Origin of the sequence: Methyloceanibacter sp., from assembly GCF_050726195.1 — a bacterium.
Classification (GTDB): Bacteria; Pseudomonadota; Alphaproteobacteria; order Rhizobiales; family Methyloligellaceae; genus Methyloceanibacter.
Genome location: NZ_JBOHJC010000020.1, coordinates 12,113 through 25,898, shown reverse-complemented (window position 1 = coordinate 25,898; position 13,786 = coordinate 12,113). Strand labels below are relative to the sequence as shown.

12 protein-coding genes are annotated in these 13,786 nt (G+C 62.5%); 5 read left to right on the top strand and 7 right to left on the bottom strand.

Features of this window, described 5'->3' with window-relative positions; genetic code table 11:
• The 6 genes from ACRECX_RS13325 to ACRECX_RS13300 form a co-directional block, all read right to left on the bottom strand.
• Positions 1 to 387 (bottom strand): YidH family protein, encoded by a 387-nt coding sequence (locus tag ACRECX_RS13325; protein WP_431559327.1) that lies wholly within the window; start codon positions 385 to 387, stop codon positions 1 to 3.
• Positions 388 to 562: 175 nt separating this feature from the next.
• Complete coding sequence (locus tag ACRECX_RS13320) at positions 563 to 1,834, bottom strand: molybdopterin molybdotransferase MoeA (protein ID WP_431559326.1); 1,272 nt, start codon at positions 1,832 to 1,834, stop codon at positions 563 to 565.
• Positions 1,831 to 2,346 (bottom strand): molybdopterin-guanine dinucleotide biosynthesis protein B, encoded by a 516-nt coding sequence (gene mobB, locus ACRECX_RS13315; RefSeq protein WP_431559325.1) that lies wholly within the window; start codon positions 2,344 to 2,346, stop codon positions 1,831 to 1,833. The genes ACRECX_RS13320 and mobB overlap by 4 nt, the downstream gene beginning before the upstream one ends.
• The gene (gene mobA, locus ACRECX_RS13310) at positions 2,343 to 2,978 is read right to left on the bottom strand and encodes a molybdenum cofactor guanylyltransferase MobA (protein WP_431559324.1); all 636 of its coding nucleotides are present in this window, start codon (positions 2,976 to 2,978) and stop codon (positions 2,343 to 2,345) included. The genes mobB and mobA overlap by 4 nt, the downstream gene beginning before the upstream one ends.
• Before the next feature lie 14 nt (positions 2,979 to 2,992).
• Entirely contained in the window at positions 2,993 to 5,794 is a 2,802-nt protein-coding gene (gene fdhF / locus ACRECX_RS13305) for a formate dehydrogenase subunit alpha (protein WP_431559323.1), read from the bottom strand.
• Between the two features lie 12 nt (positions 5,795 to 5,806).
• The gene (locus ACRECX_RS13300; protein WP_431559322.1) at positions 5,807 to 7,432 is read right to left on the bottom strand and encodes an NAD(P)H-dependent oxidoreductase subunit E; all 1,626 of its coding nucleotides are present in this window, start codon (positions 7,430 to 7,432) and stop codon (positions 5,807 to 5,809) included.
• Between the two features lie 318 nt (positions 7,433 to 7,750).
• Here ACRECX_RS13300 and ACRECX_RS13295 point away from each other — a divergent pair, with 318 nt between their 5' ends.
• From ACRECX_RS13295 to ACRECX_RS13275, 5 genes are all read left to right on the top strand, one after another.
• Complete coding sequence (locus ACRECX_RS13295; protein ID WP_431559321.1) at positions 7,751 to 8,458, top strand: ABC transporter permease; 708 nt, start codon at positions 7,751 to 7,753, stop codon at positions 8,456 to 8,458.
• On the top strand, positions 8,433 to 9,215 hold the full coding sequence (locus ACRECX_RS13290; RefSeq protein ID WP_431559320.1) for an ABC transporter ATP-binding protein: 783 nt from the start codon (positions 8,433 to 8,435) through the stop codon (positions 9,213 to 9,215). Before ACRECX_RS13295 ends, ACRECX_RS13290 begins: the two co-directional genes overlap by 26 nt.
• A gap of 19 nt (positions 9,216 to 9,234) precedes the next feature.
• Positions 9,235 to 10,080 carry a substrate-binding domain-containing protein gene (locus tag ACRECX_RS13285; protein ID WP_431559319.1) on the top strand — a complete coding sequence of 282 codons (846 nt, stop codon included), beginning with the start codon at positions 9,235 to 9,237 and terminating at the stop codon, positions 10,078 to 10,080.
• 347 nt (positions 10,081 to 10,427) lie between these two features.
• On the top strand, positions 10,428 to 10,961 hold the full coding sequence (locus tag ACRECX_RS13280; protein WP_431559318.1) for a hypothetical protein: 534 nt from the start codon (positions 10,428 to 10,430) through the stop codon (positions 10,959 to 10,961).
• The gene (locus ACRECX_RS13275; protein WP_431559317.1) at positions 10,961 to 11,938 is read left to right on the top strand and encodes a M10 family metallopeptidase C-terminal domain-containing protein; all 978 of its coding nucleotides are present in this window, start codon (positions 10,961 to 10,963) and stop codon (positions 11,936 to 11,938) included. The genes ACRECX_RS13280 and ACRECX_RS13275 overlap by 1 nt, the downstream gene beginning before the upstream one ends.
• A gap of 677 nt (positions 11,939 to 12,615) precedes the next feature.
• On the opposite strand, the gene ACRECX_RS13270 is transcribed toward ACRECX_RS13275, so the two are convergent.
• Positions 12,616 to 13,764: a BMP family ABC transporter substrate-binding protein gene (locus ACRECX_RS13270; RefSeq protein WP_431559316.1), complete on the bottom strand. Its 1,149-nt coding sequence runs from the start codon at positions 13,762 to 13,764 to the stop codon at positions 12,616 to 12,618.
• Between the last annotated feature and the right edge of the window lie 22 nt (positions 13,765 to 13,786).

Genomic DNA, 13,786 nt, shown 5'->3' with positions numbered 1-13,786 from the left:
TTAGGCGTGGAAGAAGAGCAAGACGCTCACCACGATGAGCAGAAGCGCGAGCGTCACCGACAGACTCAGGTCGGCGACGATGCCGGGCGAATGGATCTTCTGATCGTCGAGCATCCACCCCGTCCGAACGAAGCGGAACGTCGCCACCAATATGAAGATGATGCCGACCACGATGAAGGCGTGCCCGGCGCCCCAGCCGAAAGGTGTCGTCATGTGTTCCAGCGCTTGAGGACGCACGCCCTCCGCAGACACGGCGGCCGCCATGGTGTCGACGAACAGGTCGAACTTCTCGATGAGGAAGCCGAACGCGATCACGGCGATGCCGGTGCGGAGCCAAGCAAGGAAGGTCCGCTCGTTGGCCGCGTGGTCGGTATAGGATCGGATCATGCGGGGCCTCGTTGCGCCGTGTGCGCCACTGGAGCTTGGCGCATAGGCCCAAAGAATGGCTTAAGCCACGCGACTTGCGCGCCTCGTTATGCGAGGCATGACTTCTCCCATGCCTACGTAAGTGTTTGTTTTATATTCATTATCTGTTCGACCCGAGCGCCAAGCAATCCGCTGGTCAGTCGAGACCGAACGCGGAGAACGGGATGAAGTCCACGAGGTCCCCCTCGCGAATTTCCTGCACATCCTCGTGGACCTCGATCAGTCCGTCGGCCTCGCGCAGCGAGGAGATCAGCCCCGAGCCGTCGCGCGGAAACTTGGCGGCGAGGAGGCGCCCATCCTCGCGGACGAGCCTGGCGCGCCAGAACTCCCGACGGCCTACTTTCTTTTGCTGGCTGAACGCAGCCGGCACGGAAAATCGCACAGGCTCCGGCCATGCGCCCCCGGCGAGCCGCGTCAGCACCGGCCGCACATACATGACGAAGCAGACAAACACCGCCACGGGATTGCCCGGCAGGCCGAGCACGACGCAGTCGCCGATCTGGCCAAAGCTCATCGGCCTCCCCGGCTTTATGGCGATCTGCCAGAGATGGCGCTTGCCGAGCGCATCGATGCTTTGGACGACGTGGTCCTCTTTGCCTTGGCTTGCGCCACCCGAAATGACGATCGCATGGAATTGCCCGCTCGCCGCTTCGAGGGCTGCGACCACGCGCTCGCGCGTGTCGGACAGGACGCCGAGGTCGATCGTTTCCATTCCTGCTGCGGCGATGAGGCCATGCAACATCGGCGCGTTCGCATCATAGACTTTGCCTTCGGCGAAGGGCTCGCCCGGACGCAAGATTTCGTCCCCGGTCGAAAACACGGCGACCTTGAGCGGCGCATGACAGCACAATGCGCCGAGACCTGTCGCGGCGGCACTCGCCACGTCTTGCGGCCTCAGCCGCACACCAGGCGCAATAAGTGTTTCGCCGGCCTTCGTGTCCTCGCCGGCGAGCCTGCGATTGGCGCCTGGCTTGAGGCCCGGAGAGATATGCGCCCAGCGCGCCCCATCCCGCTCTTCGATGCGCACATCCTCCTGCATCGCCACCGTGTCGAGGCCGGCGGGCATCACTGCGCCGGTGAAGATGCGGACCGCGCTGCCGCCTTGTACTGCGCCTCCGTAAGGGTGTCCCGCCGCAGCCTCGCCGGCGATCCTGAGGCTCGCACCCGTCTCGGCGGCGTAGTCTGACGCGGCGAAGGCGTAGCCGTCGACAGCCGCATTGTCATGGGCGGGAATGAGACGCGGCGCGACGACCGCTTCCGCCAGGAAGCGGCCGGCAGCATCGGCGAGCGGAACCTGCTCGATTCCCGTCACGGGATGCACCCGCGCTTTCAGGATCGCGATGGCCTCATGGTGCGGGAGCCGGTCCTTGTCGAGAACGAAGCAATCGTCGATCAGCTTGCCGGTCATGGGCGCTTGAGATTGAGGGTCGCGACGATGAAATCGACCATGCTCCCAACGTCGCCGATTGGGAAGACGGGCAGTTGGACTCCCTCCTCCTCAGGCCGATCCGAGGCGATGGCAACGATTTCCGGAAATTGCACCGCCAGGGGCTCGCGCGACGCGGCGCCCTCCCGGCGGATCTCGATCTTCGGGTAAGCCTCGCGCTTATAGCCTTCGACCAGGACGAGATCGCACGGCCCCGCATAGGGCAGGAGCTCGTCGAACGTCATCTCGGGCGTATCGCCAAGCTCACGCATCAGGGCGAAGCGACGGGGCGAGGAGAGCATCACTTGGCGCGCGCCCGCCTCGCGCATCTTGAAGGAGTCGCGGCCGGGATGATCGATCTCGAACTTGGCGTGGGCGTGCTTGATGACCGAGACGGAGAAACCCCGGCGCGTGAACTCGCGGATGAGATTGGTCATCAGCGTGGTCTTGCCGGAATTCTTCCAGCCGACAACGCCGAACACGGGCAAGGTCATGGCGTGTTCTCGCTGAGAAGCGCCTCCGCCTTGGCGAGGTCCTCTGGCGCGTTGATGTTGAAGAAGGGGTCGATGCTCTGTCCGCCGACATCGACCGGCGGAAAGAACACTGGCACCGCGCCGTGATCCTTGGTCCAGGCACCTACCTTGCGCTCGCCCCTCTCGAGCGAGACCCTAAGAGCAGCCGCCAGTGTGACCGGCCACAGCCCGATCACCGGATGCGTGCCGGCTTCGGATTGCGCGATGCAGAACGCCGACTTGTCCTGGGCTGCGGCGAGGAACCGGCGCACCAGATCGGCGGGCAAGAACGGCGTGTCGGTGGCGACGGTCACGACGTGGCTCATGTCCGGGCGATTCGCTTTCACCCATTGAAGTCCTGCATGTACGCCGGCGAGCGGTCCGGCATAGCCGACGATGCTGTCCGGAACGACCGGCAGGCCGAAGTCGGCAAAACGAGCGGCATCTTCATTGGCGTTGATGATCATGTCCGAGACCTGCGGCCTCAGGCGGTCGATGCTCCAGGCAAGGATGGGCCTGCCCCCGACCGTCCGCAGGCATTTGTCGCCGCCGCCCATGCGGCTCGACCTGCCGCCTGCGAGCAGGACACCGACGACGCCATTCGGCAAAACCATTGTAGATCTTACGGTTACAGGCCCGAGGCTGTCACGTCGAGACTGGGCTCCGGCACGCGTTGCGGCCTGCCTTGCGCGGGTCCGATCTTCACGGCGCAATATTTGTACTCCGGGATCTTGCCGTAAGGATCGAGCTGCGGATTGGTCAGGATGTTGGCCGCCGCCTCGACATAGGCGAACGGAATGAACACCGTGCCTTCCTGTACGGCGAGGTCGGCGCGCGCCGTGAGCTCGATCGAACCCCGGCGCGTCGTGACGCGCATCAAGTCGCCCGGCGCGATGCCGTAACGCGCCAGCGTCCTTGGATTGAGGCTCGCCGTGGGACCAGGCTCAAGCGAATCGAGCACGCCGGCGCGCCTTGTCATGGCGCCGGTGTGCCAATGCTCGAGCTGTCGCCCCGTCATCAGCACGAAGGGATATTCCTCGTCCGGCACTTCGGCCGGAGGCAGAATGTCGGCCGGCACGAGATAAGCGCGGCCCGACTTGGTCGGGAAGCCCTCGCCGAACACGACCGGCTCCCCGGGGTGATCCGGCTCCGGGCAGGGATAGATAATGGAGGATTCGCGCTCGAGCCGGTCCCAGGTGATGTTGTCGAGCGACGGCATCGCGCGTTTCATCTCCTCGAAGACGTGCGAGGGATGGGTGTAGGTCCAGGGCAGCCCAAGACGCTTGGCCAACTCAATGATGATCAACAAATCGTCGCGTGTGTCACCGGGGAGATTGAGCGCCTTGCGGCCCATCTGCACCTGACGGTTGGTGTTGGTGACCGTGCCCGCCTTCTCGGGCCAGGCGGAAGCCGGGAGCACCACGTCGGCCATCATCGCCGTCTCGGTGAGGAAGATGTCCTGCACCACGAGATGTTCGAGCTTGGCGATGCCGGCGCGCGCATGATCGAGATCGGGGTCGGACATCGCCGGGTTTTCGCCCTGGACGTACATGCCTTTGATCTCGCCCTTGTAGGCGGCATTGATGATCTCGACCACGGTCAGGCCGGCCTTGTCGGAGAGCGGCGTCCCCCACAGCTCCTCGAACCTCTTGTGGATCGGCTCAGCCTGCACATCGGCATAGTCCGGATAGAACATGGGGATCAGTCCGGCGTCGGAGGCGCCCTGAACATTGTTCTGTCCACGCAAGGGGTGCAGCCCGGTGCCAGGGCGCCCGACCTGGCCGCACATCAGCGCGAGCGAGATCAGGCACCGCGCGTTGTCGGTACCGTGCACATGCTGCGAGATGCCCATGCCCCAGAAGATCATGGCACGCTCGGCATTGCCGAAGATGCGCGCGACGTCACGAATAGTTTTGGCGTCGATACCGCAGATCGCCTCGACCGATTCGGGGCTGTAGCTGGCGAGATGGTCCTTGAGCCTGTCGAAATTGTCGGCGTACGCCTGCAGGTACTGAACGTCGTAGAGCTTTTCCTCCACGATCACATGCATGATGGCGTTGAGCAGCGCCACGTCGCTTCCCGACTTGAAGCGCAGCATGTGGGTGGCGTAGTTGCGCAGTGCCTGCCCGCGCGGATCGATGACGATTAGCTTGGCGCCGCGCCGCGCCGCCTGCTTGAAGAACGTCGCGGCGACTGGGTGGTTTTCGGTCGGGTTGGCGCCGATGATGATGATGACGTCGGCATGCTCAACTTCGTTGAATGTCGCCGTCACCGCACCGGAGCCGATGCCTTCGATCAGCGCCGCCACTGACGATGCGTGACACAACCGCGTGCAGTGGTCGACGTTGTTGGTACGGAAGCGGGTGCGGATCAGCTTCTGGAACAGATACGCCTCCTCATTGGTGCATTTGGCCGAGCCGAAGCCGGCGATGGCCTGACCGCCATGCGCATCGGCGACGCGCGCGAGCCCCGCCGCGGCGAAATCCAAGGCCTCCTCCCAGCTCGCCTCGCGGAAATGCGTGTAGGGGTTTGCGGGATCGACGTTGACGCCCTTCGGCAGGCCGGGCTTACGGATCAAAGGCTTCATCAGCCTCTGGGGATTGGTGACATAGTCGAAGCCGAACCGGCCCTTCACGCACAGCCGGTTCTCGTTCGAATAGCCGTCACGTCCCTGCACGAAGGCGATCTTCTCGTCCTTGATCTGATAGCTGATCTGGCAGCCGACGCCGCAATAGGGACACACCGAGTGGACCTCGCGGTCGACTTCTCTCGTTCCATGCTGCGTGATCGGATCGACGATCGACTTCGGCATGAGCGCGCCGGTCGGGCACGCCTGCACGCATTCGCCGCACGCCACGCAGGTGGAATCCCCCATGGGATCGTCGAAATCGAACACCGGCCTGGCGCCGATGCCCCGAAATGCCATGCCGATGACGTCGTTGACCTGAACGTCGCGACAGGCGCGCACGCACAAGCCGCAGTCGATGCACGCGTCGAGATTGACCGCCATGGCGGGGTGCGACAGGTCGGGCTTGATAATGCCGTGCGCCGGGAAGCGCGAGGTCTCGATGTGCTGCGCCTCGGCCCAATGCCAAAACGGCGAAACACGATCCGGCGACTCCTCGCGCGGCGGCTGATCCGCCAGCAACAGCTCCATCACCATGCGTCGCGCTTTGACCGCACGCTCGGTCGCCGTCTTGACCACCATGTTCGGGGTCGGCTTCCTGATGCAGGAGGCAGTGAGGGTGCGCTCGCCTTCGACATCGACCATGCAGGCGCGGCAATTGCCGTCGGCGGCGTAACCGGGCTCCGGCAGCCAGCACAGATGCGGGATGTCGATTCCGTGGCGCTTCGCCACCTGCCAAATGGTCTCACCTGGCCTGGCGGAGACCATCTCTCCATCAAGCGTGAACAGCAACTGGTCCGTCATGGCGTCATCCAATCAATAGCTTGCCGGGCGGCCCGCGGCGCCCGGGCGCGCGGGCTCATCGAAGAAAAATTGCATCGCAGTGATGAAGGCATTTGGCGCGGCTTGGCCGAGACCGCAGATCGAGGCGTCGCGCATGGTCTGCGCCAGCTCGTTCAGCAGGTCATCGTCCCAATCGTCTCTTTCGAGCAGCGCCACCGCCTTGTCGCAACCCACGCGGCACGGCGTGCACTGGCCGCAGGACTCACTCTTGAAGAAGCGCAGCAGGTTGATCGCGACATCGGCGATGCGATCTTGCTGCGAGAACACGACGATGGCGTGGCTGCCGACGAACGAACCATATTTGTCCAGAGTGCCGAAATCGAGGGGAACGTCGCCGAGGTACGCCGGAAGAATCCCTCCCGATGCGCCGCCTGGAAGATAGGCCTTGAACTCCTGGCCATCCTCCATGCCGCCGGCGCGTTCGATCAGCTCGTTCACGGTCACCCCGGCCGGCGCGATAATGACGCCGGGCTTCCTCACGCGGCCCGACACCGACCAGGAGCGAAAGCCCTTGCCGCCGTTCATGCCATGATCGGCAAACCACTTGGCCCCCTTCTTCAGAATCTCAGGCACCCAGTAGAGCGTCTCGACGTTGTGGTTGAGAGTCGGGCGGCCGAACAGTCCGACCTCGGCGATATAAGGCGGCCGATTGCGCGGATAGCCGCGCTTGCCCTCGATCGATTCGATCATCGCCGACTCTTCGCCGCAAATATACGCGCCGGCGCCGCGACGAAGTTCGATATCGCCCTTGTCGATGAGGCCCGACTTTTCGAGCGCGGCGATCTCGTGCGCCAGGATATGCAGCACGGCGGGATATTCGTCGCGCATGTAGAGATAGATTCGCTCCGCTTCCACCGCCCAGGCCGCGATCAGCGCGCCTTCGAACATCTGATGCGGATTGCGCTCGAGGTAGTAGCGGTCCTTGAAGGTGCCGGGCTCGCCTTCGTCGCCGTTGATCGTCATCAGGCGCGGGCCGGGATAGGAGCGGACGATCTGCCACTTCTTGCCGGCGGGAAAGCCTGCGCCACCAAGCCCGCGCAGTCCCGCGTCGCCCATTTCGGTGATTACCTCCTGGACATCGCGCTCTCCAGAGCGGCACTCCTTCAGCATTGCGTAGCCGCCTTCGGCAAGATACGCGGCGAGTCCCTTGTAGTCCGGAATCTCGGTTTCGCGCCTGCCGCTCTCGACCACCTGCTCGACGGTCTCCGGCGTGGCGTGGTCGACGAAATAGTGTCCGACCTCGCAGACCGGCGCCGTATCGCAGCGTCCCATGCACGGAGCCGGCACAACGCGCACCTGCGCAGGATTAACGCCGGCCCGCAGGGATTCATAGAGCACATCGGCGCCTTTGATCGCGCAGGTAATCGAGTCACACACGCGAATGGTCGTCGGCGGGGGCGGCGTCTCCCCCTCCTTCACCACGTCGAAATGAGCGTAGAAGGTGGCAACCTCGTAGCCCGCAGCCTGCGGCAACTTCAGCTCATCGCACAGCGCGCGCAAGTGCCGGCTCGAGATGCAATGATAGCGATCTTGGATGAGATGGAGATACTCGATCAGCAGATCGTGGCGGCGCGGACGATCGCCCAGAAGCTCCCGCACCTGTTCCCGTGCCGCGAGGTCGAGCTGCCTGCCCTTGGGAAAGCCTCGCGCACGTTTACGAGATCCGACATTTCTCGCAGGCCGATCCGGCCCACCATTCAACGGGGTTTCCTGCTCCACACTTCTTACTTCCGTTTGCCCAGCGGGAATTTGAACGCTTCCAAACTTGGTGATACCAGTCCCTGACATATGTCGGCAAGCTAGCGGCGGCAACTCGCCTGCGGTTGACACCAAAGCGGTATACTTTTTCAGCTTGGACGATCGGAAAAACTGAACGTCCAATCGGAAAGTCTGATCAAACGGATCTGGACGGTTTCAATGACCGACTTTATCGAGGCATTTCGCAGGGCCATCGGCCTCATCGTCACGCTCGATCCGAGTCTGGTCGAGATTCTCGTCCTATCTCTCCAGGTCAGCTTGGCAGCCATCGCCATCGCCAGCGTGCTCGGCTTCGCCATTGGCGGCGCGCTCGCCGTCTACCGCTTCCCGGGACGGGGCGCGGTATCGGCCATTCTCAGCGCTCTAATGGGCTTGCCGCCGGTTGTCGCGGGGCTGGTGGTCTACCTCCTCCTGTCCAATGCGGGCCCACTCGGCGTCCTCCAGCTCCTCTACACGCCGACGGCCATGATCATCGCCCAGGTCGTGCTGGTGACGCCGATCATCGGCGCGCTGACCCGGCAGGCCTGCCAGGACCTTCTCGAGGAATATGACGAGCAGCTGCGCTCACTCGGCGCCTCACCCAGTGCTATCGTCGTCACGCTGCTTTGGGATGGCCGTTATCGCCTGATCACTGCGGTGCTGGCCGGCTTTGGCCGGGCGATCGCCGAAGTTGGCGCCGTCATGATCGTGGGCGGCAATATCGACCACGTGACCCGGACGATGACCACGGCCATCGCGCTGGAAACATCCAAGGGGAACATTGCCCTTGCCCTTGCCCTCGGCATCGTCCTCCTGGCTCTGGCATTCGCCATCAATGCCGCGCTGATCGGGGTCCAGCGCCTTGCCAACCGTCTCGCCTATGCTTGATCCCACCTCCCCGCTCTTGGGCTTAAGCGACCGCTTCGTCAGCCCGCCGCTCCCGCTCGAACTCAAGAACCTCGCCTACGAGACTGGCGGGAAACGCGTGATCGATGGCGTCGACGTGACGATCGACACGCGCCGCATCACGGCGATCATGGGGCCGAACGGCGCGGGCAAGAGCCTCCTGCTCAGATTGATGCATGGGCTGATCGCCCCTACGCAGGGCGAGATCTTGTGGGCTGGACGGCGGATGGACCGCATACTGGCACGCCGGCAGGCCATGGTCTTTCAACGCCCCGTCCTGCTCCGCCGCTCTGTCGCGGCGAATGTCTCACATGCCCTGGGCTTGCGCGGCGTCGACCGTGGCGAACGCGCCATCCGCGTCGACGAAGCTCTCAAGCTCGCCGGTCTCGAGCGGCATGCGTCCACACCGGCGCGCGTGCTGTCGGGCGGCGAGCAGCAGCGGCTCTGCCTCGCCAGGGCCATCAGCCTTGAGCCCGACGTGTTGTTTCTCGACGAGCCGACATCGAGCCTCGATCCCGCTTCGACCATGGCCATCGAGCGGTTGCTCCTCGATACGCAGCGTCGCGGCATAAAGGTCGTCCTCGTGACCCATGACGTCGGCCAGGCGCGGCGGCTCGCCCATGATGTCATCTTCATGCACCACGGCCGCGTTATCGAGCATCAGAGCGCCGAGGATTTCTTCGCGGAGCCGAGCAGCGAGAGCGCGAGGGCATTCCTGAGCGGCGGCCTCGTGCTGTGACTTGAGAGGAGACGCCGCCGTGGTTGCTTCCACTTTTCGACGCCTGGCCACACTCGTTCTCGGCACGCTACTGCTCGCTGGGGGCCCCTCCCTCGCGCACGCAGCCGACGACGATTTTATCATCGTCCAGTCGACCACATCGACGCAGAACTCCGGCCTGTTCGATCATATCCTGACGAAATTTATCGAGAAGACCGGCATCGCTGTGCGCGTGGTCGCCGTGGGCACCGGCCAGGCCCTCAAAAACGCGAGGAACGGCGACGGCGATGTTGTACTCGTTCACTCCAAGCCAGACGAAGAGAAGTTCGTCGCCGAAGGCTGGGGCGTGGACCGGCACGATGTCATGTATAATGACTATGTCATCGTCGGCCCGGCGGCGGATCTCGCAGGAATCACCGGCCTCAAGGACGCCCCCAAGGCATTCGAGAAGATTGCCGCCGCGCAGGCTCACTTCGTATCGCGCGGCGACGACTCCGGAACTCATCAGGCCGAGCTCGGCCTATGGAAGGAGGCCGGCGCCGATCCCCAAAAGGCGAGCGGAGACTGGTATCTCGAGACCGGCTCCGGCATGGGCGCGACGCTCGCCATTGCTGCCGGCAAAGAGGCCTATACCCTGACTGATCGTGGAACGTGGTTGAGCTTCGCCAACAAAGGCGGCCTCAAAGTGCTCGTCGAGGGCGATCCCAATCTCTTCAACCAATACGGCGTCATTCTCGTCAATCCGGAGAAGCACAAGCGGGTGAAGGCCGAGCAGGGACAGGCCTTCGTCGACTGGCTGATCAGCGGCGAAGGCCAGAACGCCATCGCCAGCTTCAAGATCGGCGGTGAGCAGCTCTTCTTTCCCAACGCGCGCCCGGGCTCGTAGGCGCGCGGGTCAGAACGCGGAGTTCTTAAGCTCCTAGAGCAGGTGCTGGAAGGTGAGGCCGGCGCCGTCGACTATGCGCACAATAGCTTCAGGGTTCACCTAAGAACGACCCCCAAATGGGTATGCCAGCCCATTATTAATCCAGTCGATCCATGCGGGGGGCCATCCACCGATGCTGGTCATCGGGGCGGTGGAATCAGGGTTCAATAAAATTATACTCAAATAACAACGACAATATTCTAACATCTTCTATGATTTGCCCAAAGCAGAGCAAATGTATTTCTATGATTTAGCCAAATACTACTCGGCATTCTGCATCCGCCCTCTCCGGGCGCGGAGAACAGCGAATGCCGACAATTTCCAAGTCGCCCGAAGAGGCCGCACTACAACTTACCCGGGAGAATATGACCTGGGCCGCCGAGTTCGGTGAGGCGGCGGGACCGATCACTTATGGGTTTAGGGCCACCCCGCCAGCTCATGAGAACAGCCGCGGGGTGAAAGCAACGTTCACTCCCTTTACAGAGAGCCAGATCGAAGCGGCAACACTTGCCATAAATCTTTGGGCAGACATAGCGAATATTACCTTCGAACAGGTCACTGACGGAGATAGCCCCTACGCAAATAGCGCGACGATATTGTTCGGAAACTACTACTCCCAGAGCGACGGAGCCGCGGCCTACTCGAACTATCCTTCTGCCGCGTTGACTGATCCGAAATATTCATCAGGGGACGTGTGGGTAAATCAATACTACCAGCCCTCGTCAGAAAGCTATAGCTTGATGATCTTGCTCCATGAGAGGAATATAACGCCGGACCGAACATTGTCATTACTTATAACAACCACGCCGAATATTTGGAGGACAGCCGCCAGTATACTGTGATGAGCTATTTCTCGGCCGGGAACACGGGCGCCTATCATGGCCTGGCCAAGCCAGAAACCCCGCTCATGCACGACATCGTGGCCCTGCAACACGCGTATGGCGCCAATCTTACGACCCGTACGGACGACACGGTCTATGGCTTCAACTCGAATGCCGATCGCGACGTTTTTCACTTCACGCATGCCAAAGACCAAGGCGTGTTCGCTATTTGGGATGCCGGGGGAATCGACACCCTCGACATGAGCGGGTTCCTTCAGGACCAAGTGATCGATTTGACCGCCGGCTCCTTCTCGAGTGTCGGCGGACTGAAACACAATGTCTCGATCGCCCCCGGGGTCACCATCGAGAATGCGCTTGGCGGCGCTGGGAGCGACATCATCTTCGGCAATGACGCGCCCAACGCGCTTTGGGGCCTTCGCGGCAGCGACGTCATGCGGGGCGGCGCCGAATCGGACTTCCTGAGCGGGGGAGCAGGAAGTGATGTGCTCTACGGCGACGAGGGGGCCGATGTGCTTCTCGGCAATAGCGGCAACGATCGAATGTACGGTTCGGTGGGGGATGACGTTCTCCTGGGCCACGGCGGCAAAGACAAGCTCATGGGCGGCCCCGGCAACGATTGGCTGACCGGAGGAGGCGGAAAGGACATTCTGGTCGGCGGTTCGGGTGCCGACGTTTTCGACTTTAATCGCATCACCAAATCCAAAGTCGGCGGCGCCAAACGCGACAAGATCACTGATTTCGAACGCGGCCAGGACGAAATCGACCTCAAGGGCATCGACGCCAAGAAGGGCACCGACGGCAATCAGAAGTTCAAGTGGATCGGCAACAGCGAGTTTCACCACAAGAAGGGCGAACTCCGCTACGAGGACAAAGGCTCCAAGGTTATCGTCCAGGGCGACGTGAACGGCGACGGCAAGACCGACTTCGAGATTTACGTGAAGGTTGGCTCATTGAATGCTCACGACTTCCTGCTTTGATGCAAGGGACATGCATGCTTCAGCTCGGCGATGACGCGGCGCATGCGAGTGCTTGGAGGCCCTAAGCAGAAGCTTCTTGCGCCCAAGCTGGTGCGCGAATTCGTGAGAGCCTTTTAGGAAGAAGTAAATCGCACCAACGCCGAACGCGAGCAACAATCTAGGGCGGACCGGCAACGACTCGAGTCCATCAAGCGAAAGATCGCGATGCATCACCGGCTGGCTGACTTGGAGACGCAGCTGAAGATGCTCGAGAGACGATTAAGTGAGGTTCCTCCCTCTGCCGTACGCCTCCATCCGCGGCTGGTGGAGGTCTATGCTGATAAGGTCCAGCAGCTTGAAGCCGCACTAATGATCCCGCCATCAGGCTCCGAGGCTACCCATGCGATCCGGTCGCTCATCGACCGGATTGACCTGCATCCAGGGGGCGGCGGCTAAGGGATCGCCGCCACTCTCTATGGCGATCTGGTTCATATCTTGGCACTTGGCGACGGTTCCCGCTGCAAACGAAAACTCCCCGAAGCTGTTGCTTCGGGGAGTCAAATAACGTTGGTTGCGGGGGCTCGCAGCCACCTATACCGAACACGGCTTCACTACACGCGAGAAGCAACATACCCGTGCCGCGGCTGACAACGGAAGCAGAACATTGCGCGTCGCTAGCCTTAGCTAGCTCGACCGGATCACGGGAGCGAGCCGATAACGCCCTCGATCAGATAATCGGTCTCTTGGAGCTCACCGGCATAGGGGCCGTACGTCGTGCCGGCCGGCACCACGAGCTTGCCGGTATTGTCCTTGATCGGGCCGACAAAGATCGCGTCCCCGTTCTTCATCGCCTGCATGGCAGTCTTGGCGGCGTTGATCGCCTCAGGGTTAGCTCCCGCGCCGAACGGACTCGAACGGACATAATCCCTGTCATAGCCGCCGATGACGAAATTCGGCAGGGCCTCCCCCTTCTGCACAGTCTCGACGAAGGTCTCGAACATGTCCGTCCAATGGTAATCAGAACCGGTGATGTAGCCCTTGGGGGCAAGTGGCGCCTGATCGAATGCATGACCGCATGTCTTCACGCCGCGGGCCTCGGCCGTCTCGATGACTACACGCGGAGCGTCCAGGTGACAGGTGATGACGTCGCAGTCCGCGTCGACGAGCGCGTTGGCTGCCGCGGCATCTTTCGCCTCGTCCTCCCACCCGCCGGTGAAGACGACCCGCACGGTCGCGTTTGGATTGGTCTGCCGAGCGCCGAGAAGAAATGAATTCACGTTCAGGAGCACGGCGCCGAACGGCAGACCGGCCACGAAGCCGAGCGTGTTCGTGGTCGTGCAGAGGCCGGCGGCGACGCCGTTCACATAGTGGCCCTGGTTGATCAACGCATTCTGGCTGCCGACATTTGGCGGGTTGCTGCTGCTCGCGCGCGCCGCGGCCTGGCGGAACAGGATATTCGGATATTTCTTCGCCATCGCCACAAGGAAGGGATCCTCGTCGAACGACGTCGAGAAGATCATCCCTGCGCCGTCGGCGATCATGTCCTCCATAGCCTTAGCATAAGCCTTGGTTTCCGGATCCTCCTTGCCGCTGCCGTAGTTGGTGCTCTCCGGAAGGTACCCCGCCTCGATGACCCCCACATGCGGAACGCCTCGCAGCGCCGCGGCAGCCACGGCATGCGACTCGTTCCAGCCCCAGTCCTTGCGCGGGCCGATATAGACGAAGCCGGCCTTGAGCTCCGCTGCGCGCGCGGGACGGAGCGGAACGATATTAGGAACGAGGCCGACAGCGCCGAGCAGCGCCATGCGCCTTAGCAAGTCGCGCCGCGTTTGGTCGAATTCGGACATACCCCCTCTCAAGTCAATGGTC

Bases quoted from the DNA above. Each gene is read 5' to 3' on its own strand.
- ACRECX_RS13325 (WP_431559327.1), bottom strand. From the start codon at position 387: ATGATCCGATCCTATACCGACCACGCGGCCAACGAGCGGACCTTCCTT.
- ACRECX_RS13320 (WP_431559326.1), bottom strand. From the start codon at position 1,834: ATGACCGGCAAGCTGATCGACGATTGCTTCGTTCTCGACAAGGACCGG.
- mobB (WP_431559325.1), bottom strand. From the start codon at position 2,346: ATGACCTTGCCCGTGTTCGGCGTTGTCGGCTGGAAGAATTCCGGCAAG.
- mobA (WP_431559324.1), bottom strand. From the start codon at position 2,978: ATGGTTTTGCCGAATGGCGTCGTCGGTGTCCTGCTCGCAGGCGGCAGG.
- fdhF (WP_431559323.1), bottom strand. From the start codon at position 5,794: ATGACGGACCAGTTGCTGTTCACGCTTGATGGAGAGATGGTCTCCGCC.
- ACRECX_RS13295 (WP_431559321.1), top strand. From the start codon at position 7,751: ATGACCGACTTTATCGAGGCATTTCGCAGGGCCATCGGCCTCATCGTC.
- ACRECX_RS13280 (WP_431559318.1), top strand. From the start codon at position 10,428: ATGCCGACAATTTCCAAGTCGCCCGAAGAGGCCGCACTACAACTTACC.
- ACRECX_RS13275 (WP_431559317.1), top strand. From the start codon at position 10,961: ATGAGCTATTTCTCGGCCGGGAACACGGGCGCCTATCATGGCCTGGCC.
- ACRECX_RS13270 (WP_431559316.1), bottom strand. From the start codon at position 13,764: ATGTCCGAATTCGACCAAACGCGGCGCGACTTGCTAAGGCGCATGGCG.